This is a genomic window from Bacillus sp. PK6-013 (assembly GCF_054161445.1).
Genome location: NZ_CP096417.1, coordinates 2070771 through 2092896, shown reverse-complemented (window position 1 = coordinate 2092896; position 22126 = coordinate 2070771). Strand labels below are relative to the sequence as shown.

General features: G+C 41.5%; 21 protein-coding genes, 1 tRNA gene and 2 pseudogenes. 8 read left to right on the top strand and 16 right to left on the bottom strand.

The genetic code is table 11. The features are described 5' to 3' along the window. Nucleotides 1-81: 81 nt before the first annotated feature. Nucleotides 82-1062 carry a hypothetical protein gene (locus tag M1E03_RS10690; RefSeq protein ID WP_020451766.1) on the bottom strand — a complete coding sequence of 327 codons (981 nt, stop codon included), beginning with the start codon at nucleotides 1060-1062 and terminating at the stop codon, nucleotides 82-84. A 229-nt stretch (nucleotides 1063-1291) separates the two neighbouring features. On the opposite strand from M1E03_RS10690, the gene M1E03_RS10685 reads away from it, so the two are divergent. Together M1E03_RS10685 and M1E03_RS10680 are read left to right on the top strand one after the other, a co-directional pair. Then, entirely contained in the window at nucleotides 1292-1801 is a 510-nt protein-coding gene (locus M1E03_RS10685; protein WP_023855698.1) for a GNAT family protein, read from the top strand. 44 nt (nucleotides 1802-1845) lie between these two features. Continuing rightward, nucleotides 1846-2811 (top strand): S66 family peptidase, encoded by a 966-nt coding sequence (locus M1E03_RS10680; RefSeq protein ID WP_020451768.1) that lies wholly within the window; start codon nucleotides 1846-1848, stop codon nucleotides 2809-2811. Nucleotides 2812-2842: 31 nt separating this feature from the next. On the opposite strand, the gene M1E03_RS10675 is transcribed toward M1E03_RS10680, so the two are convergent. From M1E03_RS10675 to M1E03_RS10660, 4 genes are all read right to left on the bottom strand, one after another. Further along, complete coding sequence (locus M1E03_RS10675; RefSeq protein WP_020451769.1) at nucleotides 2843-4432, bottom strand: solute:sodium symporter family transporter; 1590 nt, start codon at nucleotides 4430-4432, stop codon at nucleotides 2843-2845. A 160-nt stretch (nucleotides 4433-4592) separates the two neighbouring features. Beyond that, on the bottom strand, nucleotides 4593-5402 hold the full coding sequence (locus M1E03_RS10670; RefSeq protein WP_023855696.1) for a 3D domain-containing protein: 810 nt from the start codon (nucleotides 5400-5402) through the stop codon (nucleotides 4593-4595). Between the two features lie 236 nt (nucleotides 5403-5638). After that, on the bottom strand, nucleotides 5639-7420 hold the full coding sequence (gene recQ, locus M1E03_RS10665) for a DNA helicase RecQ (RefSeq protein ID WP_026579571.1): 1782 nt from the start codon (nucleotides 7418-7420) through the stop codon (nucleotides 5639-5641). A 184-nt stretch (nucleotides 7421-7604) separates the two neighbouring features. After that, nucleotides 7605-8126, bottom strand: a complete 522-nt coding sequence (locus M1E03_RS10660) for a hypothetical protein (protein ID WP_458110779.1) — start codon at nucleotides 8124-8126, stop codon at nucleotides 7605-7607. A gap of 101 nt (nucleotides 8127-8227) precedes the next feature. On the opposite strand from M1E03_RS10660, the gene M1E03_RS10655 reads away from it, so the two are divergent. From M1E03_RS10655 to M1E03_RS10645, 3 genes are all read left to right on the top strand, one after another. Then, the gene (locus M1E03_RS10655) at nucleotides 8228-8362 is read left to right on the top strand and encodes a hypothetical protein (RefSeq protein ID WP_255204346.1); all 135 of its coding nucleotides are present in this window, start codon (nucleotides 8228-8230) and stop codon (nucleotides 8360-8362) included. A gap of 229 nt (nucleotides 8363-8591) precedes the next feature. Beyond that, entirely contained in the window at nucleotides 8592-8768 is a 177-nt protein-coding gene (locus M1E03_RS10650; protein ID WP_003182594.1) for a YjfB family protein, read from the top strand. 124 nt (nucleotides 8769-8892) lie between these two features. Continuing rightward, nucleotides 8893-8966, top strand: a tRNA-Arg gene (locus M1E03_RS10645). 244 nt (nucleotides 8967-9210) lie between these two features. Here the strand turns inward: M1E03_RS10645 and M1E03_RS10640 are convergent. Genes M1E03_RS10640 through fdhF form a run of 4 tightly spaced genes read right to left on the bottom strand, consistent with a single transcriptional unit; the run spans nucleotide 9211 to nucleotide 13401 of the window. Beyond that, nucleotides 9211-9567: an MmcQ/YjbR family DNA-binding protein gene (locus M1E03_RS10640; protein WP_151253421.1), complete on the bottom strand. Its 357-nt coding sequence runs from the start codon at nucleotides 9565-9567 to the stop codon at nucleotides 9211-9213. Then, nucleotides 9561-9830, bottom strand: coding sequence for a pre-toxin TG domain-containing protein (locus M1E03_RS10635; RefSeq protein WP_025811318.1), 270 nt, complete (start codon nucleotides 9828-9830; stop codon nucleotides 9561-9563). Before M1E03_RS10635 ends, M1E03_RS10640 begins: the two co-directional genes overlap by 7 nt. A gap of 60 nt (nucleotides 9831-9890) precedes the next feature. Continuing rightward, the gene (locus tag M1E03_RS10630) at nucleotides 9891-10451 is read right to left on the bottom strand and encodes a helical membrane plugin domain-containing protein (RefSeq protein WP_025811317.1); all 561 of its coding nucleotides are present in this window, start codon (nucleotides 10449-10451) and stop codon (nucleotides 9891-9893) included. Next, nucleotides 10444-13401 carry a formate dehydrogenase subunit alpha gene (gene fdhF / locus M1E03_RS10625; protein WP_458110778.1) on the bottom strand — a complete coding sequence of 986 codons (2958 nt, stop codon included), beginning with the start codon at nucleotides 13399-13401 and terminating at the stop codon, nucleotides 10444-10446. Before fdhF ends, M1E03_RS10630 begins: the two co-directional genes overlap by 8 nt. Nucleotides 13402-13548: 147 nt before the next feature. Between fdhF and M1E03_RS10620 the strand changes: the two are divergent. Continuing rightward, nucleotides 13549-13653 (top strand): annotated as a pseudogene (locus M1E03_RS10620) (YjgB family protein); the annotation flags it as partial. 374 nt (nucleotides 13654-14027) lie between these two features. On the opposite strand, the gene M1E03_RS10615 reads toward M1E03_RS10620, so the two are convergent. Then, nucleotides 14028-14684 (bottom strand): SMI1/KNR4 family protein, encoded by a 657-nt coding sequence (locus tag M1E03_RS10615; protein WP_025811315.1) that lies wholly within the window; start codon nucleotides 14682-14684, stop codon nucleotides 14028-14030. Beyond that, nucleotides 14681-16345 carry a T7SS effector LXG polymorphic toxin gene (locus tag M1E03_RS10610; RefSeq protein ID WP_458110777.1) on the bottom strand — a complete coding sequence of 555 codons (1665 nt, stop codon included), beginning with the start codon at nucleotides 16343-16345 and terminating at the stop codon, nucleotides 14681-14683. Before M1E03_RS10610 ends, M1E03_RS10615 begins: the two co-directional genes overlap by 4 nt. A gap of 279 nt (nucleotides 16346-16624) precedes the next feature. On the opposite strand from M1E03_RS10610, the gene M1E03_RS10605 reads away from it, so the two are divergent. Both M1E03_RS10605 and M1E03_RS10600 read left to right on the top strand, forming a co-directional pair. After that, complete coding sequence (locus M1E03_RS10605; RefSeq protein ID WP_458110776.1) at nucleotides 16625-17227, top strand: response regulator aspartate phosphatase; 603 nt, start codon at nucleotides 16625-16627, stop codon at nucleotides 17225-17227. 344 nt (nucleotides 17228-17571) lie between these two features. Then, nucleotides 17572-18129, top strand: a complete 558-nt coding sequence (locus M1E03_RS10600) for a GNAT family N-acetyltransferase (protein ID WP_458110775.1) — start codon at nucleotides 17572-17574, stop codon at nucleotides 18127-18129. Here the strand turns inward: M1E03_RS10600 and M1E03_RS10595 are convergent. From M1E03_RS10595 to M1E03_RS10575, 5 genes and pseudogenes are all read right to left on the bottom strand, one after another. Continuing rightward, nucleotides 18122-18229: pseudogene (locus tag M1E03_RS10595) on the bottom strand (XtrA/YqaO family protein); the annotation flags it as partial. The gene M1E03_RS10600 and the pseudogene M1E03_RS10595 sit on opposite strands and share 8 nt — an antisense overlap. 134 nt (nucleotides 18230-18363) lie before the next feature. Beyond that, nucleotides 18364-18492, bottom strand: a complete 129-nt coding sequence (locus M1E03_RS10590) for a hypothetical protein (RefSeq protein ID WP_257007282.1) — start codon at nucleotides 18490-18492, stop codon at nucleotides 18364-18366. A 342-nt stretch (nucleotides 18493-18834) separates the two neighbouring features. Next, the gene (locus M1E03_RS10585) at nucleotides 18835-19986 is read right to left on the bottom strand and encodes a serine hydrolase (protein ID WP_051502138.1); all 1152 of its coding nucleotides are present in this window, start codon (nucleotides 19984-19986) and stop codon (nucleotides 18835-18837) included. A gap of 346 nt (nucleotides 19987-20332) precedes the next feature. After that, complete coding sequence (locus tag M1E03_RS10580) at nucleotides 20333-20509, bottom strand: hypothetical protein (RefSeq protein ID WP_458110774.1); 177 nt, start codon at nucleotides 20507-20509, stop codon at nucleotides 20333-20335. A 335-nt stretch (nucleotides 20510-20844) separates the two neighbouring features. Then, a complete protein-coding gene (locus M1E03_RS10575; RefSeq protein ID WP_025811311.1) occupies nucleotides 20845-21510 on the bottom strand; it encodes a flagellar brake protein in 666 nt (221 codons plus the stop codon). Between the last annotated feature and the right edge of the window lie 616 nt (nucleotides 21511-22126).

Here is a 22126-nt window from a genome sequence, read left to right as displayed (position 1 = left end):
CGGCTTTTCGTCAGAATTTAGTCACAGAATATACAAAAATTCCCCTCCTCTAGAACGAGGAAGGGAACCAAGGCGGATGCCTTAGAAATTCATAGCATCTTTAGCCATTAATTTTTCGAATTCTTCTTCAGTTACGATATCTTCTTTATTCGGTTTATGCTCAAACTTTACGTCACCATCGATATTTTTGTAAGTTGTAGATGCCGTGATGCCTAAAGATTGAGGTGCTTTTTTGCTGTCAACAGACAAAGAGATATCCGCATTTTCAGTCAGAAGATTTTCTTTGTCATCGATTGTTGATGTCACATCGAACTTTTTGAATGTGACGTCTTTCAGTCCGTCTTTAATCTTGTTCAGCTCGCTCTTCGGAACAGCTTCTCCGCTCGCTTTTCCGGCGATTTCGATGAACTTGACGACCGCAGCTTTAATTTCTTTGTCACTAAAGCTGAAAGCGACTTTTTGAGCAGCACCCTGCTCTTTTTCTTTATCTGTCAGATCCGCTTTTTCAAACTTATCTGCAGGCAGATTGTCTGCAGCTTCTTTGATGGATTCCATCAATTGTTTTTGAAGTTCATCCGTGTCTTGAGATGAAGTTTTGTCATCTTCAAGCGGGAATTCAAGGTACTTGCCTTTGACGCTGTCAAAATTCATGCCGGCTGTTCCAAGGAAGAAGCCGAAGCTGTCAAGAACGCTGTCAATTTTGATGTAGCCGACTTGTTTCTTTTCGTCCATATAAACCGGAATATCGAAATCAAGCGACATGTTTTGGACTTTCAGCTTCGCTTTAATCACAGCCTCAGACTGTTTCGTTTCAGCATTCGTTTTTCCGCTGATCGTTAATGTTGCATCGTTCAGCATATCAGCAACTTGCTTATCTTCCGCTCCAAGGTTGGATGCGTCAACTTTCAAGCCGATATCACTTGAAAATTCGTATGATTTCGCAGAAATCAGCTTTTTATAAGCCGTTGCGTAAGATCCTTTTGGATCAGCCTGCTGACATGCAGCTAATACAAGAACAAAAGCTGACATCAGCATCAATAGAGAAAAAATTCTTTTCTTCAAAATCGTACGCTCCTTTTGTCATGGTTTTTCTGGGATTAGGAGGATCCATTGTCTCGTATCCTAGGTAAATATACCAGAAGTCATATGAATTCTATCACAAAAAAATCGTAGAATGTGAAATTTTTGTTTAAAATTACATTAAAATTTAATTCTAGCAACCCATTTGCAAATTGCCGTTCTTTTTACTATAATCGAAAACTGTATGTTTTAATGGAAAGGAGCAAGTTTTATGATAACGGATGAAGAACTGCAAAAAGACAGCTCCGGCTTGCAGAAGGAATTGAACGAATTGCAATTTCAACTGTTTCGGATGCGTGAAAATATGAAGGATATCTCCAAAGATTCGCGAGTGCTCGGTATTGATCAATCGAAAGACGATGAATGGATGATTGTCCATTCGATTGATGATGGCCGGACATGCAAGATTATGTTAAGCGATTGCCAGTCGCCGTACCGCGGAAGATGTGATTTTTCTCTTGTCGCTTCCTACAAAGAAGAAAAATGCGCGATCCATATCGGGGATATTAAAGGGCCGGCAGGCTACGGTTATGGTTCCATCTGCATGAAATATTTAAAAGAAAAAGCCCGCGAGCACAACATACCGGTCATCACGGGGGACATTGCTGAAAGGGATTGGGACCATGTGGACCGGCTGATCCATTTTTATGAAAAGCATCATTTTGAAGTAACGATCGACCCCGGTTTAAAATCCGGTGAAATTCAGTGGCAGGATCTTTAAAAGTATGGTGAAATAGATAGAAACAATGAAAGGTGTGCCCGTTCATGTTTCCAGAAAAACTACAGCCCGGTGACGAAATCAGGGTGATTGCCCCATCGAGAAGCCTGTCACTTCTCAACACCGATAAGATCGAAAAAGCGAGAACGGTTTTAAACAATCTCGGATTTCGAATCTCTTTTTCCGCACATGCTAATGAAATTGATGAATGTTCTTCCTCCAGCATTCAATCGAGAGTAAGCGATCTCCATGATGCCTTTTCCGATCAACGCGTCAAAGGAATACTCACTGTGCTCGGCGGGTATAACAGCAATCAGCTGTTATCACATTTGAATTATGAACTCATAAAAGCCAACCCAAAAGTGTTCTGCGGCTTTTCAGATATTACCGCTCTTTCAGCGGCGATCTATGCAAAAACCGGGCTTGTCACCTATTCGGGACCTCATTTTTCAAGCTTTTCAATGGGGTATGGACTGAACTATATGACAGATTACTTTTTGAAGTGCTGTTGCGCAAGCGGTGTCTACGATGTTGAACCATCATCGATGTGGTGTGAAGAAATCGAAACTGAAGAATGTCCCAAACAAAACAGCGGCCCTGTTGTGATCAACGAAGGCTCAGCAGACGGAAAGATCATAGGAGGGAATTTGTGCACATTGAACCTATTGCAAGGTACGGAATATTTCCCTGACATCAAGAACGCCGTATTGTTTCTTGAGGATGATTGGGAATCGCCGGCAGCGTTTTTTGACCGCGATCTGCAGTCCTTGCTTCATCTGCCCGATTTTTCCGGTGTCAAAGCCGTTCTCATTGGTCGTTTTCAGACAGCATCAGCCGTAACGCTTGAGCGCCTTAAACAAATTGTGCAAACAAAAAAAGAGCTTTCTCAAATACCCGTTATCGCAAATATAGATTTCGGCCATACAACCCCTTTCTTTACATTTCCGATTGGCGGACGGTGCCGGATCGACGCACAGAAAGAACATGTATCACTTTGTATCACAAAACATTAAGGCAGAGGATGAACACATCCTCTGCCTTTTTTTATTTGGCAAGACCCCAAGGCGAAAATAACAGATAAATGCAGGCCATCAGACAAATCACAAGAATAGAAGCAAGTTTGGCATGCTTCCATGGCCGCAAGTCAACCTTTGCATTTTTCTCAAGCTTGAATTCTGACGGCCTTGGCTTCAATTTTCCGATGAAAAGCATCAAGAGGACGGAAAACGGAAACAAAACGGCCAATATATAGAGAAAATGAATATGGCCAAAATAGATTTTTGAGATGGTATACAAAACAATGTGTGCGAATATCGCCCATTTCACGGCAAGCGCCGGCACTTTTTTCGTAAAGAATCCAACAACGACGGCAGCCAATACAGGGACATTGAAAAATCCGAACATTTCCTGCAAATAATTGTAAAGTCCGGACGGCGCAAACAGAATAAAAGGCGCGATGATAATCGACACCGCGGCAAGGATCACCACAAAGATCCTTCCCGTTTTCACAAGCTCTTCTTCTTTTGCCTCAGGCTTGAAGATCGGTTTGTACAAATCCAATGTAAACAACGTGATCGTGCTGTTCAGCGAACCGTTAAACGAGCTGAGAATCGCTCCGAATAAAATCGCGGCAAAGACACCGATAAGTGCAGTCGGCAGCAAATCAACGATCAGCTTAGGGTAAACGGTGTCAGCATTTTCAATATGACCTCCGTAAAGATGGTAAGCAATAACCCCGGGAAGAACGAGATAAAACACACCGATTGTCTTAAATACACCGGCCAGCAACGCGCCTTTCTGCCCTTCAGCCAAGTTTTTCGCCCCGAGCGCCCGCTGAACGATCGACTGATTAACAGCCCAATAAAATAAGTTGTTCACAAGCAGTCCCGTAAAAATCGTCGGCCACGGGACTTCTGCAGCGTTGTCGGCTGTAATGGCATTCAGCTTTTCCTTATGTACACTCGTCAGCTCAGTATAGCCGTTTAAGAGACTGCCGTCGCCGATTGCCATGATTCCAAGCACAAAAATAAACAGACCGCCAAGAATTAAACCGGCGCCATAAATGGCATCAGCCGATGCCGCAGCTTTTAGTCCCCCAAAAAATATGTAGCAGCAGCTTGCGGCCCCGATCACAAGCGAGATGAAAAAAACAGTCGCAAACGTACTGATTCCAAGCGCAGAGGAAATATTAAACACTTGATCGAGAACGAGCGCCCCGGAGTACAATACGGTTGGCAGAAACGAGGTCGCATATCCCAGAAGCAGGAGAATCGAGACGATTTGCCGCGTTCTTTGATCATAGCGTTTTTCAAGAAAGTCAGGTATCGTCGTAACCCCAGAACTGAGATACCTCGGTAAAAAAACGAATGCCAGCATAATGAGCGCAAGCGGTGCTGTAACCTCCCAAGCCATCGCACTCATCGTTCCCGAATAGCTTTGACCGTTTAACCCTACCATTTGTTCTGTTGACAAATTGGTTAAAAGCAGCGAACTTCCAATATAGAGAGCAGTGAGACTGCGCCCGCCGAGAAAATAACCGTCTGACGTCTTCAAATTAATATCTTTTGTCCTCAGATAAGAAAAAATAAAAATCCCTGCATTAATCAATAAAAATGTCATGATAATCCACAGCAATACTCCTACATCTCCTTTTCTAAATCAGCTGATATGTACATATCTATTGAACTACCCATTTGCCAATCTAAAAAAACATCTAAATCGAAAAAAAGATGCAGAAAACAGAAAAAAGACACTGATCATCTCCATGGTCAGTGTCCATCAATGGTAAAACTTCTTATTTTAAAACTTTTACTTTAACCGTTTTAACGCCCCAGTTTTTTGCCGCGGATTTGCTTGGAACAAATACGTCGATTTTGTTCCCTTTGATCGCACCGCCGGTGTCGGCAGCAGTCGCTTCTCCGTAGCCTTCAACATACACCTTGGATCCAAGCGGGATCACGTTTGGATCCACCGCAATAATCTTGGCGTTTTTATTGGCATTGAGATCAAAACCCGTAGCTGTCACGCCTGTCATTCCGCCGTCATTGGCAGTGTATGCCGTTGCGGTAACCGTCAGTTCTTTTGCAGCGCTTTGAGAGCTTTGAGATTCGTTTGAACGGGAAGCCGTTTCTTTTTCCTGCTTAGGTGCAGGCGCAGCTTTCTCAACTTTCGCTTCTTTTTGTACGGCAGGCTTTGTTTCCGCAGGCTGCGCCGCAGCAGCTTGAACCGTCGCCTGTCCGTCAACAGTTATGGATGTATTCGGGTAAATGATATCTGATTTTATGTTGTTCCAATTTTTAAGGTCGTTCACGGAAACGCCGAATTGTTGAGCGATTTTCCAGAGAGTGTCTCCCTTTTTAATGGTATATTGTTTCTTTTCTTCTGTCTGTTTTTCAGAAACGTTCAGCTTTTGTCCTGGAATAATCAGGTCTGAGGAAAGCTGATTCCATTCTTTTAAGTCCTGCAGATTTACCCCTTGTTTTTGCGAGATTCCCCAAAGGGTGTCACCTTTTTGGACTGTTACTTCTTTTGCAGAGGCACTCGCTCCGAATGCAGTTGAAGATAGTGCTGCAACTGCAACAAAGGACATAAACGTCTTCTTCATAAGTAAATCCTCCCTTGTTAGCTTTTTATTGTCCGGCTAACAGGAGCAATCGTAACATATGAAAATGTCAAATCAATAACAAAACAATTTGTTTTTGATTACAGTTATTTTACGAGGAGGATTTTCAGCCGTCCAAAAATCGGCATAAATTCAGGTGTATCAAGGGTTCCAATCTTTTTTTATCTGCAATAGGAGATTTACTAAAAAAACTTTTTACATATGATGTTTTTGGGTTTTTATGCTTCTTTCTCAGTTTTATAGGCTTGAAGCTCCTGTAGAAATACAGCGCCGTATTTTACTCTTTTTTGTTCTCCCACTCCTTTGACTGACAAAAGTTCTTCGTCTGTCAGGGGAACTTTCCCGCTCATTTCCCGCAGCGTTTCGTCAGAGAATATGACAAAAGGAGGCACGCCTTGTTCCTGGGCAAGCTTTCTGCGCAGCGCTCTTAACCGTTCAAACAATTCGTCATCTTTAACAATTTGACTTGTCTGCATTTTTTCTTTGCGCATCACCGCTTCCCGGCCGAGCAAAACGTTTCGCCCCTTGTTGGCGACAAAGAGAACGGGATATGTTCCGTCGGACATCTGGATGTACTCATCTGCGATTAAAAACTCTATAAAATCGCTGATGTCGGCAATAGACCGGTTCTTTAAAATTCCGTAAGTCGATAATTGCTGGAAGCCGTTTTCGGCCACTTTCTTATTTTTCGAACCTGCCAGAACTTGCGCCACCATGGTTTTTCCGAACCTTTCTCCCATGCGGATGATGCAGGACAGTACCATCTGTGCTTCCTTCGTCACATCGGTGATGCTTCGGGTGTCGAGACAGCTGCTGCACCTGCCGCAGTCTTCAGTCGAAACTTCGCCAAAATAAGAAAGAATAAACCGCTCAAGACAGCCTTCAGTATGGCAAAAATCAACCATTTGCCTCAGCTTTTTCACGTCTTGCGCCCGAATGTCTTCATCTTCTGTCGACTGTTCGATTAAAAACCGCTGAAGCCGGATGTCCTGAGGAGAAAATAGCAGGATACACTCGCTGTCAAGACCGTCGCGTCCGGCTCGTCCTGCTTCTTGATAATAGCTCTCCATGTTCTTTGGAATTTGAGCATGAATCACATAGCGGATATTGGATTTATCGATGCCCATTCCGAATGCTGAGGTCGCTGTCATCACACTGATCTCGTCATTTAAAAAGAGATCCTGCTGCCGGTCCCTTTCTTCATCATTCATCCCGCCGTGATAGCACCCGGCCGCAATTCCTTTTTGAGACAGGCGGCTTGATATTCTTTCGGCTTCCTTTCTTGTCGCTGTATAAATAATTCCCGCCTCTGAGCGGTTTTTCTCCACATATGATTCGATAAAACGATCCTTGTTTTCGCCTTTTAAAATTTTAAACGTCAAATTATCCCGTGAAAAACCGGTGAAAACCGTGCTCTCTTTTTCGATCCCGAGCTGTGTACAAATATCCTCATGAACCTCGGGCGTTGCGGTAGCCGTCAATGCCAATACGACCGGACGGGTGCCGAGGCTATTTAAAAAGCTTTCAATATGTCTGTAGCTCGGCCTGAAATCGTGGCCCCACTGTGAAATGCAATGAGCTTCATCAATCGCTGTCAGCGGGATATGAATGCGGGAAAGCACGCGAATAAAATCGGGAGACGTCAGCCGCTCAGGTGTGACATAAAACAGCTTGTAGCCGCCTTCCTTTAAAATGGAAAGCCGCTCAGCGATTTCGCCATGGCCTAAAGAACTGTTCACGTACGCAGCTTGAATTCCAAGCTGATTTAACGCATCCACCTGGTCCTTCATCAAGGAAATTAAAGGAGAGATCACAATGGTTGTCCCCTCCATAAGGAGCGCGGGAATTTGGTAGCAGATTGATTTCCCTCCGCCCGTAGGCATAATGCATGCTGTATCCCGTTTTTCAGAAACGACCGATTGAATGGCTTTCTTCTGACCCGGACGCAGTGAAGGATAGCCATAATAGTGCTGCAATAAAGCTTCAGCTTTCTCTAGCATATAAATGAAACCCTCTCTTATCATAAACTTCTTCCTGTCCACCATGATATCATATTTAAACCGGCAATCAGCCTCTCTCCGTAAAATCGTCTATTCGATAAAGAAAATTCATTTTTAGCTCAAATACAAAAAAACTCCGGCGCTGATGTAAAGCGTCAGAGTATCAAATGAATCGTTTCGCCTTTCATTTAATCGCAGTTTGTTGTTCAGCTAATAATTGCAAACGCTTCGCTTCCTCCAAGCAAAGTGTTTTGTATGCCAGGGCTCCGGTAATGCTCACTCTGTCCGATGCATCCCGACGCAGAGCGGAAAGCTCTGAAAGCACAGATGCCGCGTCGTCTTGTATCATTCCGTGGTCATGCAGCATTTGAATCAATTCATCGCCTTCAAGGCGGATCGCATTTTGATCAAATGTCGAGGCTGTTTCCCGCAGAACATTGTGAACATCAGACCAAGCGCTTTCGATCATGTTCTCCCCTGCCGGCGCTGACCGTACAGATGTCAGTCCCGATAACCTTTTTTCCCGTACGGAGACGAGCTTCTGAAGCCTTTTGTCAAACTCCAATTCAAAGTCCTTGTATTTCAGTTTGATCAATTCCTTCATCCGTTTAGACAAAGGTTCCTTTAACAGCAAAACGCACATCATCAAAGTAGCTGGCCATGCCAATGATTGAACCGTCGCAGAAACAAATTCAAGCCAATCCATAAAATCAGCCTCCGTTTCAAAAGGAAAGTTGTTTTGTGAAAGACCAGGTGGTAATGTTGAATCGAAAGGAAAATTTTGTGCATTAAGGGGTGTGGTTTACCATGTGGATCATCATCATACTGATGATCATATTGATCGGATTTGCAGGAAACATCGTTGCCATGTTGCGAACGCTTGTCAAGCAGAATGATAGAATCATCAGCCTCTTTGAGAATGAAATCAACAAAAAACATTAGACAAATGCTCAGGAAGTGGAGAATCGCGGAAGATACAAAACAGCCCCTCTCCTTATTCGAAGACAAACAAGGAACCGGTCAGTGGCAGTATTGAGAGACGGCTTCTTTTTCATGGTGTTTAAGATGCCGCTGGGATCGGTTTACAACTATATTAAATTGAATATTCTGATTAGTAAATATGAGTAAAGTCCTCACCTCTCTAACCGATACACATGTTAAGGAGGTGGTTATGTTGGATATTGCTGTTTTATCAATGGCCATGAGTCAGGCCGCTCTTTATCAAAACGTGCAAATGTCGCTGACAAAGACGGCTTTGGACACCGCCGAACAAAGCGCACAGCAGCTCGTTGACATGGTTCAGGCGCCACATCCCGTTTCAGGACATCATATTGACCTGAAAGGTTAAGGCCGAAACATACATTCAGCAGGCTGCGAAGTCTGCCGGATGTATGTTTTCCCGAAGAAATTTTTAAAAAAACCGCTGCAACCTCTTTATTTTTTCTGATTTTTGCACTATAATATTGTTCTGTGTCCCAGTAGCTCAGGTGGATAGAGCAACAGCCTCCTAAGCTGTGTGTCGGGAGTTCGAATCTCTCCTGGGACGTTTTAAATGAGAAGAGGCAAACCCTTGGTACGTAAGGGTTTGCCTCTTTTGTTAATGGCCGTGTTGTTGTTGCTTTAAAATAAAGTTGACCAAAAACATCATGAGAACCCATATATTATAGAAAGAACCCGTTTTGAAAAAAAGATTGATCAAAACGGATTCTTATCCAACGAATTTAAGTTTCGGTTTTATAAAAAAGTTTGAACATTTTCTGGTTCCTTTTGCGAAACGATCATTTCATGATTTACTTGGTTAAATTAAAGCTTTGCTCAATTAAGTTATAAACTTCTTCTTCTGAATCTATACGTTCTAAAACAAGTGATATCCAATTTTCCTTATCCATATGATATCCAGGTAAAATGCTCTTTCCATTTCTTAAACTGCCGCTTATTTCGGGAGGGCATTTTAAATTCAGAATATCTATTTCGTCATTTCCATCTAAGCCTAACTTTTCTGGAAGAACATTCATTACAAGACCATACCATTTTTCGTTAGATTCATGTCTTAAAGCGGCATAGTATGGAAATTTTTGAAATGGGTAATCTGGCGATGTACCGAATTTTTCTTTGACATGCTTAAAGATATCTTCTCTTGTTAACATACTGAATCATTCCTCCAACAACTTAAATAGATTTTCGGCATTTGCCGATCCAGATGGAACAATGGTGAATTTTTTGAAGTCATGATGTGAAGGAGACATGTTTCTCCTGTAACGGGATTAACACCCTCAGTGGCTTTCTTGTAATCATAATATCCGGTGATGTTTCCTGCAAATGTGCTGCCTGCATCCAACACTTTTTCATACCACTCCCGCTCGCAAGATCTTCCTGTTTTTTGAGTGAGCTCTTTTTGCTTCGATTTCATATTGATTAGCCGGCTGCCTGCAAAAAACCCGAGCTGGCAACAGCCGGCTCGGGCGGGTGGTCAATCCCTCTGATTCATCCCCCTTTTCTCTCGGGGTTCCTGATGATGTTTTTGGTGCTCCGGAGGCTGAGTCGTGCGTTCCAGCTCCTCTGTATCTTGTCCCATTCCTTTTAAAAAGGAGAATAGCAGTGTAACTGCTTTGTTGATTTCCGGGTCTTTGAGTGAGCGGATGACATCAAAATAACCTGTTTTCTCTTCGCTGTCCTTTTGTTCCACCGCGTTTGCAACCCCCGCATTCACTTTCAAAATGAGAGGTTCCAGCTGTTTCACGTCTAACATGCCGAGCGTCCCAAACAGAAGAAGCAGATTTTTAAGCGTGTTGGCCGTTTCCTCTGTATCTGCCTTTTTCACTAAGATGTCCAGAACTTTATCTCCTTGGCCAAAAAGGCCGCGGAGCATTGGCAAAACACCGCGCTCGTTCATGTGCCCAATCATATGCAGCGTTTCAAGAATGGCTTCCTTATTTTCGACTAATGCATCTTCTATTTCTTTCATATCACGCTTTCTCTGATCCTCTTCGGTTATCTCGATTTTCTGAATTCGTTTAATCGCTTTAGCCATTATGCCCAATCCCCCTTTTCACAGCGTCGCCAGGGAAAATATAATCGTTCCGCGCCCATTTCTTTTGTACCTGCACACCGATTTGCGGCTGCGGATTGCCGTTGCGGTGATTGATCTTAGGCAGCGGATTGGTTCCATCGCGCTTCAAAATTTCCAATTTGGCCGATGTTTCTTTGTATGCAGGCGTATCGGTATCCTTATCAGCATGGCTGCCTGTTAACAGGTTGATCGCTGCTTCCCCTGAATCGTTCATTGGCAGATACACTTCCTTCCCTTTGACACGATCAGTGATCAAGCAATTCACTTTGACATTTCCGAAAGGCGATGTGAGTCTGACAAGGGTTCCGTCCTGAATTCCCCGCTCTGACGCCAGTTCAGGAGAAATTTCTAAGAACACTTCCGGCGTTTTTTTCGAAATCCCTTTTGATTTGTAGGTCAGGTTCCCTTCGTGGAAATGCTCTAAGAGCCGCCCATTGTTGACGTGGATGTCATATTCCTCACCGAACTCTTCAGGCTCTGCCCACTGAACAGGGTAGAGTTTGGCCTTGCCGTCCGGGAAAGGGAAGCGCTCTGTAAAGAGTAAAGGCGAATCCTTTCCATCAGCGCTTACAGGCCATTGCAGGGAATTGTAGCCTTCAAGGCGTTCATAGGTGACGCCGGCATAAATCGGCGACAGCATGGCTGCTTCCTCCATAATCTCTCCAGGGTGCTCATAGTGCCAGCCGGCGCCAAGCTTATTGGCTACCTCCATAATAATCTGCCAATCAGGCTTTGATTCGCCCAGCGGTTCAAACACCTGATACAGCCGCTGAATACGGCGTTCTGTGTTTGTAAAGGTTCCTTCTTTTTCAAGGCTCGGGCTCGCAGGAAGAACAACATCAGCAAACTCGGCTGTTCGTGAAAAGAAAATGTCCTGCACTACAAAGAAATCAAGCTTTTCATATGCGGCGTGTACATGATTGATATTGGAATCGACCAGACCCATTTCTTCACCTTTTACATACATCGCTTTCAGCTGGCCAGAATGGATTTTTTCGATCATTTCGTGGTTGGTCATGCCCGGCTCCTTCGGCAGCGGCACACCCCACGCCCGCTCGTATTTTTGGCGGACTTGTTCGTCCGTCACTTTTTCATACCCCGGCATTCTGTCAGGCATGCTGCCGAAATCACTTGCCCCCTGCACGTTGTTATGGCCGCGCAATGGGTAAGAGCCTGCTCCCGGTTTACCGTAGTTTCCTGTCACAAGCAGCAGATTAGAAATTGCCGTGCTCGTGTCGCTTCCGCCAATATGCTGTGTCACGCCCATTGCCCACAATGCGCACACACTGTCAGACTGACCAATCATCTCCGCCATTTGGATGAGGGTTTCTTGATCAATTCCGGTTTTCTCCTCGGCATATTCAAGGGTATACGGCGTTAGGCTTTTCACATATTCGTCCCGTCCGTTCACTCTTTCCTGCAAAAAGCGTTCATCTGCCTTGCCGTTTTCAATTAAATATTTGGCGATGGCATTCAGCCAGACGATATCTGATCCGGCACGCGGCTGGACAAATAAATCAGAGCGCTCTGCCATTTCGTGTTTTCTGATATCCGCTACGATCACTTTCTGTCCCCTCAGCTTATGAGCCCGTTTAATGCGAGTGGACAAGACCGGATGCGATTCAGACGTGTTCGAACCGATAATCAACACAAGGTCCGCTTCCGCGATATCTGTAATCGACCCTGAGTCACCGCCATAGCCGACTGTCCGGAACAGGCCGGCAGTCGCAGGAGATTGGCAATAGCGCGAACAGTTGTCGACATTATTTGTGCCGATGATCCCTCTGGCCAGCTTTTGCATGAGGTAGGATTCTTCGTTTGTACATTTAGAAGATGTAATAAAGGCAAGCGAATTCGGGCCAAACTCCTCTTTTAAATCCGTGAACTTACTGGCGATCAGCGATAACGCCTCTTCCCATTCAGCTTCGCGGAAATGGTCGCCTTCTCGGATCAGCGGCTTTGTCAGGCGTTCCTCGCTGTTGACGAAATCCCAGCCGAACTTTCCTTTTACACAAGTAGAAATGCCGTTGGCCGGCGCTTCCTCCTGCGGCTCGACTTTCAGAATGTCTCTGCCCTTTGTCCAGACATCAAAGCTGCAGCCGACGCCGCAGTATGTGCAGACGGTTTTCGTTTTTTTGATTCGTTCATCACGCATGGCAGATTCCATATCGGAAATGGCGAGAATCGAGCCGTACCCTGTTTCTACGCCTTTTGTAATCTCGATCATCGGACGCAGCGTTTCGTCATCGATTCCTGTTAAATATCCGGCTTCCCCCTCCATTCCTTTTTCCATCATCGCATTACATGGACAGACGGTAGAACAGTGTCCGCATGATACACAAGATGACTCATTGATCGGCACATCATTATCCCAAATGACGCGCGGGCGTTTCCGCTCCCAGTCTATGGTCAGTGTTTCAGTTACCTGAACATCCTGACACGCTTCGACACAGCGTCCGCACAAAATACATTGATCCGGATCGTACCGGTAAAACGGATTTGATTCATCCTTATGGTAAGGCTTCTGATCAAACGGGATGCTTTGGTGATTGACTTTCATTTCTTTCACCGTATTATGTATTTCACATCCCCCATTGTTGTAATCGCAAACTGTACAATAAAGCTCATGATTATATAAAATCTTGTCCATCCCGATAACCTGCGCTTTTTTCACATCAGACGAAAGCGTATCAATGACGTCGCCATCCTTTAATTCAGCGGAGCACGACCTCTTCAGCTCGCCATTGATGCTGACGATGCACGTATCGCATGTTTCAATCGGCCCTAAGCTAGGATGATAGCAAACTTGCGGCACTTCAATCGAGCTGTTATTCAAAAGCTGCAGCACCGTCTGTTCCTCGGACGCTTCCATTTCAACGCCGTTTATTGTGATTTTTTTCTTGTCAGCCATCTCCATTCCCCTTTCTTGCTTGTGTATATACCGAATTACCCATTTCTCTTCCCTTGCAAGGGATCAATAAAACATACAAAGCGCACTCACATGTTTTATTGCACCCTCACCGGGAAACGAGAGGGTAGATGAAAAAGAGGGATCAGCATGAAAAAAACAATGTCTGTTCTAACCGTGGCAGCAGCACTGACAGGCTCTCTTTCCGGCTTTGGGGCGGCATCCTTTTCAACACCGACAAACACCGTAACTGAAGGCGCGCAATCCTGCATAGACTCCAGCCGCTCCTCCTGTGAAGCTGACGACCTTCATCATCATTCGATACATCCGAGTTCACACTTGATAAGGGAAAGGTGCGTCTCCCATTTCGGCCAATAAAAAAGCGGCCACCAATCAGCTGCACAACATCCGTGTGCAAAAAATCAGTGTCCGCAGGCTCTCCTTCTTGGACTCAGGTATACGTTCGTTTTCTTGTCTCTATCGTATGACAAAATGGAATAGAAAAAGTCCCCATTTTATCCCCCTTTTTGTCGGATTTTTCTCGGACTGGAACATAAAAAAACCTTGAAAGGCAATAGCCAATCAAGGTTTTGGTGATTTCAGCAGTATTTCTCTTTAATTTTCCAATATTAATTATCTTTGACAATCGGCTCTAAACTCAGCACCGTACCAATGGGTCCTAATTTTTCAATTAGTTTCTTTGCCTTTCCATATGGGAATCTCTCCATTAATAAATAAGGGGGATTTTTTGAACCCTTTAGTAGGTCCGCTGTTGAAATCTCAATACCTAATATATTCTTTATTTTTATTAAATCTTTCAATCCTCCATCAAGAGGCTTTGCTAACACTATATTGCATGTATCAGGTGGCTCACTTATTGTTTTCTGTTCCGATTCCCTTATAATACAACCACTATTCACCCATTCAATAAAATCTGAAGTGATTACAGTAGCATGGCTTGGATCCATGTCTCCAGAGTCAACAATCAATACTTCTGTTTCCTTTTCATTTTGAAGCATTAAGAAAACATTACCTCCGCCATCATCTCCAATAGCAACATATCCTCTTGCATATTCATCTACTTCCCATGTCTCGTTTCTTTCCACAATATCTTCTGTACCATAAATAGCCACCTCACCACCAATTGAAAAACCATTTGTATTTCTTAATAAATCCTTATATACATTTGGTAATTTAGCTTGTAGAATATCTTCTGACTCTTGAATTTCACTTTCACTTGCTGGAGTATTTTTTATCAAATCTGAAACCATTGATAAATCAATCACTTTACAAAACCTCCCAAACCATCGAAATATTTATATGCATCCTTCATTGCTTTTCGGGTAGCTTTTTGATCAACACCTGCTTCAATCATTTCCCTATAACTCACATTAAATTCATAACGTATGTCAGTATTAAATCCCTCGATTTTTCTTCGCTTTCTTTGCATAGAAGAGATTTTTGCGTGTGAATGCCCCGAGCTTGACGGGAGAAGTATTGCGGATGCTTTCTTTTCGTTATAATCAAATCCACCTTCTTTAGCCCATCTTTTCGCCCACTCATTTTGTATTGGGTGGTGAGACTGTACTCGATTATCAGAAGCAATATTTTTGTTCCCTGGTGCACGATTAACCCCTGGGCTTAAATAGCCATGTTCATCAACATCTTCCTTGAGATATCCCCCTGGCCTTTTAGCAGTACTGGTCGAAACCCTTTTCGCCGTCTTCGCACCTTTATTCGCTTTGAAAACATATTTTCCTACCTTGACTACTTTAGTAGCGGGTATGACAGAAACACCGGACAGGATACGGTCAGTGACGGATAGTTTTTCACCAGTCACAGGGTCAACACCTGTTATCGCTCTATAACCATCATAACCACCGGACAATTCTCCAACTGTGTCTTTAGCCCAATCAAGAGCTTTTTCAATGTCGCTTTTCTTCACTCTGCTTTCCGGTATACGACTGACAAGTTCGTATTTCACTTCACCGCCGGATATGTATTTTCGGACAATTTGACCGTTTGAATAAAGCATGTACGAACCGCCGACGAAGTCCTTGCCTGTACCGATTTCATCGGTGACATCGACAGAACCGAGCTTTTTGTATCCCTTCATATTATATACTTTGCCTTTGATGATGCGAATACCTGTATCAATCTTTTTAAAATGATCTGCTTTGGTAAGTGAATCGACTTCAGATTCTTCTTGATCGGACAATTTTTTTAGCATGATTTCCATCGGCGAAGGCTCAGCATTTTCTAACTCTCCCTTTAAACCGCCGACCGGACCGTTAATGTTTGTATTCTCATCCGGTTTTAAAATTGAGCCTTTTTTATAGCTTGTGATCTCGATTTTGGGGCCTGTGTACATTTTCTCAAGCTCTGTGATGTATTTTTGCATCGTTTCAAGGTCTTGTTCAGCAGTTTTAAGAGCGCTTGTCTGTTCGCGGTCAAAAGTGTGCAGCTTTTCAATTGTCTGATTGATTTCCTTTAATGCTTTCCTGTTCTGTTCGTGAAAATCGCTGTCATTCAAATCAGGCAAATCGACGATGTGGCTGACTTTTGCGATCGAGGCATTTGTTTTAGATACCAAACGCTTCGTTGTGCGGTCGGCCGCATTCACCCCTTGTTCCAGCTCGTGTTCGAGAAAGGACTGTGAAATAAATCCGTTGTGGTTTGGTTCTAGGGAATTCAGCGCGCTTTTCAATTTCTTCAGCGTGGAACGATATTCCACTATGAAAGTATCATAGAACCGCAAAAAAGGAGTGTGGCACTCCTCGTAAAAGGCGCGGATCGCGTCGCCGCCTTTTCCTTTTAAAGCATCATCAAGTGATGTGATGCTGTCAACGGCCTTTTTGACTTTGGCGAATTCGTCTGATTGATGTTTTAATTGTTCCAGCGTTTGATCAATGGCTTTGTGCAACGCCTGAACATCAAGAGTCTTCATAGCATTCTCCTCTAATACTAATGTGACATACCTCGAAATATTTTACCACTTTATAGAAAAGAATTGGTGAATAAATCCTGTCAATCCATGAAAATGAATCTTATTGAGTAGGTCTTATACCCTGACACGTTCGACTTGTTATTTTCAAATGCCAAAAAAGGAAAATCATTGTCAAAAAATGATCCTTTATGTAAAATGAATCATATGCAGAAAAAGGAAAAGACCAGACATTAATTTTTTGAATATTTAAAAACAACTATATGAAAGGATGCTGGGGCATTGGAAGCTAAAGTTGCGTTTGAGAAAGTCGGTAAAATGCTTAATGATTGGTATTGTTTTATTAGACAAAACAATATTCAAAATGCTACTAAACTGCGGGAAGAAATTAAAAATATACTGCCTAATATGAAGGAAAATCAAAATGTGCTGTTATATTTTAACCTTATAGATTCACGATTTAAACTGATGACTGAGAATTACAAAGAATCTGGAGATCTGTTAAACGATATCAAATCAAAAGCTTTAGAATCCTGTACTGATGATATGATTCAGTACTATTTCTATTTCTTTTCTGGATTGTATGAGTTTTATAAAAAAAGATTTACCAAAGCCATTAATTTTTATAGAATCGCGGAAAGTCGTCTACATAAAATCCCTGACGAAATCGAAAGGGCAGAGTTCAATTATCAAGTTGCCATTGCATACTATGAAATTCGGCAAAATTATTTTTCCTTAAATCATGCTGAAAGAGCATTAGAGAGTTTTAAAGCAAACGGTATGTATTCCAATAGAGCAGCAACGTGTCAAATGGTTATTGCATGTAACAAAATCGCAAAGTTTTCCTCTCCCCCATTATATCAACTTTTAGACCTTCTGAACTAAAATGTAGTTTCAATTCTTTCAGTCTCGAAATATTACCTCCAAAATTTAATTAATATAATAAATAATCATCTTTAATGAACAATGACATCATACGATTGGAATATGCAGCTCTGTTTTCGTGTCAAAGTGAACCACAAAGCCATTGAACAAACCAAAGAATTTTTTCTGTAATCCTCAAAGCAGTAGCCCCATCTTTAAATCCCATTTGGGGGCATGGTTCGCCCACAATAAGGTATTTGAATTAACGATGATTGCCTTTATATAATTCTTTTAATCCTTTCCAATAAATTTTAAAATGGTATAATTTGATTGATTCATTTTTTTATGGAAGGGTATGAGACTTAATGAAATCAGCTTATTGGCTCGGTAATACAATTAAGTTAAGAGCACCTTTAAAAGAAGACATACATATATTTGATACTTTGGATCGTGTCATATTAAAGAATCTGAATTCAATTTCTTTTCCTCGAACCAGAATACAAATTCAAGAATGGATTGATACTATTTCAAAAACTCCTCTAAATGAAAGTGACGATTTTTATTTTATTGCTGAAGATGAAAATGAAAATGTAATCGGCACGATTGAAACATTTGATTGTGATATTAAAAATGGTACATTTTCTTATGCCTTATCTGTTTTCCCTAGCTATAGAGGGAAAGGGTTTAGTAAAGATATGATTTTAACTGTGTTGAGATACTATTTCTTTGAACTTAGATATCAAAAGGCAACCATTTGTGTTTACTCGTTTAACAATGAATCTATAACTCTTCACAAAAATCTTAATTTTGTTGAAGAAGGTAGGTTACGAAATATGATTTATACAAATGGTTCATATTTTGATGAAATCTATTTTGGTATGACAAAAGAAGAATTTAAATCCTTTTATAAATTTCCTACTTAATCTTGTAACCCATTCTGTAATCAACACGAGGAAATTCACCCTTCACCGTTTCAATGATCGTTTTTCCATGTTCCGGTGCCTTAGCTTCGTAAGCTGTTCCGTACCACCGCTTTTTTCTCTTGCCCATTACGCGATGACTTGGACTTCTTTTGTTTGATTTCTTCACTCAAAGCAGTTGCGACATAATATTTGATTGAGTCCATCGCTTTGATCTTTCATGTATCACCATCAGCCTCAAAAAGTGCACAGATTGGACCATTCTTCATTCTGAATATAAATTCTGACTCTGGCTTGCTCAACTTGGGCGAACGTTCTATATGATGGAGCCAAGACGACTGGATTTGGCACTTGTACGTTTGCCACTGAAGCAACTCCTGTTTTTGCAACAACTTGTTGAAACACACTATCATCCCCAACGGAATTGACCTCTTCCTCTTTGATATTTCCAACGACCTTTAACATGAGTCTCAGCCCGCATTCACAAATACCGATTGCAATTTGATGTTGAATTCTTCAGTAGCGTAAAATTGATCAAATCTGAACGAAGGAAGTAGCACTTCAACATTGATAAACTCTTTACGCTGCGTGTCTCTATTAAGCTGAGAGTAAACAGCTAAGATTATTGATTTCGAGAAACCAAGAATTGAAATTATATTTTGGCCAAATACGGTAAAGACCGCGAGCGTGGTTTCCGATGGGGGATAGTCATGAAAGTGAACCAGGCAAATCTAAAATAGATAATTCTTTTTTGATATGGGCGCGGAATTTAGAGTCTTTTAAAAATTTCAGCAGGAACCCATTCATATTTCGAGAAAGTTTTGCTTTCTCGACTGGAGTTAAATCATTTGCAAAAAATGCAATATCTGTCTGGTTTCCATCTTTATCTGTCGCATACATTGCAATCGTAAGAATAAACGCGGTAGATCCTCCCTTTTGTCCCGCATGAACAAGCCATTCACAATTGTTTGGATTTCTCATTATTTGTTCCATTACTGGATCAAGATATTGATATACACTTTCACTAAAATATACTTTGCTATTTAGCTTTTTCATAATAGATACATAATCTCTAGTCGTTGATCGGGGCAAACGGTCAGACCAAATTTTTTGAAAATCATTGTCCAAAGTTTTTCTTAATTGTTTTTTTTCTTGATCAGTTAGTGGTTGGCTCAGCCATCTATTATGAATTTCAATCGCTTTATTACGGTATTCATGCATATCCATGTTTTTCATTACTTCTAGGACTTCTTTTTTCGATAAGTTCTTTTCATTCATCAGTTGGGCAGGTATATAAAGTGCACTTACAATGGGATACATAGGCTCATGCTTTAACATATCTAAGCTCTTTGGAACATGATTGATGTTTTGAAGCCCCAGCACCTCAATTAAGTATTCAGTATTTGCATTAGAACTGTAAGCAATCATCCCGTTGACTACCTCACATAATGGAACACGATCTATCTCTATCTCTTTGTCTTTTTTCAATTGAATAATCCAAGCCTCATGCGCACCGCCGTCTGTTTTTGGGATATAGAAATTCTCTAATTCCTTTAATCTTACTTCTTTTTGCGGATCGATTTTTCCTGCTGCTGCTTGTTGTGCATATTCAATGGCTAAGATGATTTTCACAGTACTTGCCAGAGGGAGTTGTTCGTTTACGTTAACATCAACCCAATTCTCATCGTTGTGTTTTATGGATAATGAGACATTCCCGCTTCCTGATTTTGCTTTAACAAACTGTACAATATACTCTGGATTTAACTTTTTTATTTCCCTCCGAAACATAAGAATACCGATTGCTATTACTAAACCAAGAGAAATTATTATACCTGCAATAATCAATAGTGCAATCTTCAATTTAACACTCCCTATAATGTTCAAATTACTATAGATACGAATTAAATAATGTTAGGTTTCAATTTCCTTCACACCAGCTCTTATGGTACGCAGTCCAGAAACCGTTCTTCTCAGGATTTCTGGGCATCATGGTCCATCCGAATGACACGGCCATCATCACGTTGATACTTAAGCTGGAATCACCAGTCCACCGCTTTTAAGAATAGCAAACGTTATTTCTGCCTTTTTGATAATCTCCGGGTTTCTCATCGTAATCTTCCTTTTAAAATAAGCCATCCCAAACGGCCTTTTTTAACTAAGTCTTGATCGGTTTTAATTTGTCATCAAGCAATTTCTCAACCTTTTTTCAATTCGTATTCGATTCTGCCAGACGAGAGCTCACAGAAATCTTACGACCGCCTTTTTCTACTGGTGTTTGGTGCTTTGCTTCAAAAAAGAAGTTTTTCAGCAAATTAAAAAGCCCTTTTTCTTCATTAGCAGAAGAAAAAAGGCTTCTCTTTTTTTTCGTTGGTTCAGCGGTCACGACCATTGAATCCCGGTTATGTCACCTTTTTTGATAACGCATTCCAAGCTTATGCGACGAGAACTCAAGCTTCTTTTTTGACCTTGAAATCGGCCGGCGCAGCCTAGGATTCCACTGCTTCACCGACGATGTTGCTTGTCGATCTGCCGTTTTCATGCAGAATATCTGTTACATATGAAGGCTCACTACACTTCAGTGCAGTTGATGACTTCTGTTGGCAGAGTTGGACGCCAACTTGCCAACAGATTTCCATAAATGTATATGGCGGGGACGAAACATCTCTTCTGAATTAATTGAGGGATATCAGGCAGATCACTGTATTCCTAAACTTCCATTCATTCAGTTTTCAATTTCCTTCTTTCTGTCAATTGCAATTTTATGCAATAATGTACAAGGGTTTGCTCATCATGTTCATTCATCTTGATAAATTCAACTGTCATGAGCTGTTTGTTTGTTCTGCGATCAATGTAAGTGCGTTTAACTTGAGCATGGACGTCAATCACATCTTCATCATGTCCCTCATTTGGCAGATGGATACTTAGCTTCAAATCTTCTTCCGGTTCGTGTTTTTGCGTTTCTTCAATGATTAACGCAGCGCCTCCAGCACTGATATTTGCTGTATATGTTTTAAACATTGAGCCAGATCCATATGGGCGAACAGTGACGGGAAGCGTTGTATTGACTCTAAAAAATTGCCGTCTTTGAACTTTTTTCATTTGAACTTCTTCAGGTAAATACATATTTAGTACAGGTATATCCTGATAAATTTCCCGGCCTTTTATTACACTATTAAATTTATATGGGACTTGTTGCTCATTTATAAAATGAACTGTTACCGCTGTATTTGTTGGAATAATAACAGTTCTCCCCGTTTCTTCATCAACAGGATAATGCACTCTTAAAACATTGTCTTCAATTGATAACACTTTACTTTTCGCAAGGACATATTCTTGAATTTCGTTTTCAAATTCTATTGTTATAATATTTCCTAAAGATAACAATGGACATCACTCTTTCAATTCTACTTAATCATTATATCGGTACTATGACATATAATTTTTAAAAAAGAAAGAAGAAAGCATTGAAGAAATTGAAAGACTTATCATACCCATGGGGACCGTAACGCTTTGTAATGACGATCACGCGCAATACTGCATAGACTCCATTCGCTGCTCTGTGAAGATGACGACTTCATTATCATTCAATACATCATTTGATCAGGGATAGGTGTGTCTTCCATTCTATGCCCCTTTTTTCGATTTTTTTCGGAGTAAATATAAAAAACCTTGAAAGGCAATAGCCAATCAAGGTAATCCTTCAAAGTTAATCAATTCTCAAGTCAATTTAAGCATGAATATAATAGTCTGGTTCTTCATCCATTTTCTTCAAAAACTCTTCGAGTGATGGCCGCTATTTTCTTGTCAAAATAATATACTGGACAAATACCGTTCTCTTCTTCCCGTTCTAAATCTAGAGTAAGATATGTCCCCTCACCCTTCAAAAAAGACTAACATGTTCATGGGGATCCATTACTCTATCTCTATGGGTTTTATCAAGATTACAAATAAAACCATACCCTACTCTTAAATAAAACTCTCTTAGTTCATTAGGGAATTT

Excerpts from the sequence above, each read along its gene's own strand:
- M1E03_RS10655 (WP_255204346.1), top strand. The coding sequence starts at position 8,228 with ATGTGGATCATCATCATACTGATGATCATATTGATCGGATTTGCAGGA.
- M1E03_RS10660 (WP_458110779.1), bottom strand. The coding sequence starts at position 8,126 with ATGGATTGGCTTGAATTTGTTTCTGCGACGGTTCAATCATTGGCATGG.
- M1E03_RS10670 (WP_023855696.1), bottom strand. The coding sequence starts at position 5,402 with ATGAAGAAGACGTTTATGTCCTTTGTTGCAGTTGCAGCACTATCTTCA.
- M1E03_RS10635 (WP_025811318.1), bottom strand. The coding sequence starts at position 9,830 with ATGAAATCGAAGCAAAAAGAGCTCACTCAAAAAACAGGAAGATCTTGC.
- M1E03_RS10610 (WP_458110777.1), bottom strand. The coding sequence starts at position 16,345 with ATGAAGACTCTTGATGTTCAGGCGTTGCACAAAGCCATTGATCAAACG.
- M1E03_RS10630 (WP_025811317.1), bottom strand. The coding sequence starts at position 10,451 with ATGGCTAAAGCGATTAAACGAATTCAGAAAATCGAGATAACCGAAGAG.
- M1E03_RS10650 (WP_003182594.1), top strand. The coding sequence starts at position 8,592 with ATGTTGGATATTGCTGTTTTATCAATGGCCATGAGTCAGGCCGCTCTT.
- recQ (WP_026579571.1), bottom strand. The coding sequence starts at position 7,420 with ATGCTAGAGAAAGCTGAAGCTTTATTGCAGCACTATTATGGCTATCCT.
- fdhF (WP_458110778.1), bottom strand. The coding sequence starts at position 13,401 with ATGGCTGACAAGAAAAAAATCACAATAAACGGCGTTGAAATGGAAGCG.
- M1E03_RS10685 (WP_023855698.1), top strand. The coding sequence starts at position 1,292 with ATGATAACGGATGAAGAACTGCAAAAAGACAGCTCCGGCTTGCAGAAG.
- M1E03_RS10680 (WP_020451768.1), top strand. The coding sequence starts at position 1,846 with ATGTTTCCAGAAAAACTACAGCCCGGTGACGAAATCAGGGTGATTGCC.
- M1E03_RS10600 (WP_458110775.1), top strand. The coding sequence starts at position 17,572 with ATGAAATCAGCTTATTGGCTCGGTAATACAATTAAGTTAAGAGCACCT.
- M1E03_RS10640 (WP_151253421.1), bottom strand. The coding sequence starts at position 9,567 with ATGTTAACAAGAGAAGATATCTTTAAGCATGTCAAAGAAAAATTCGGT.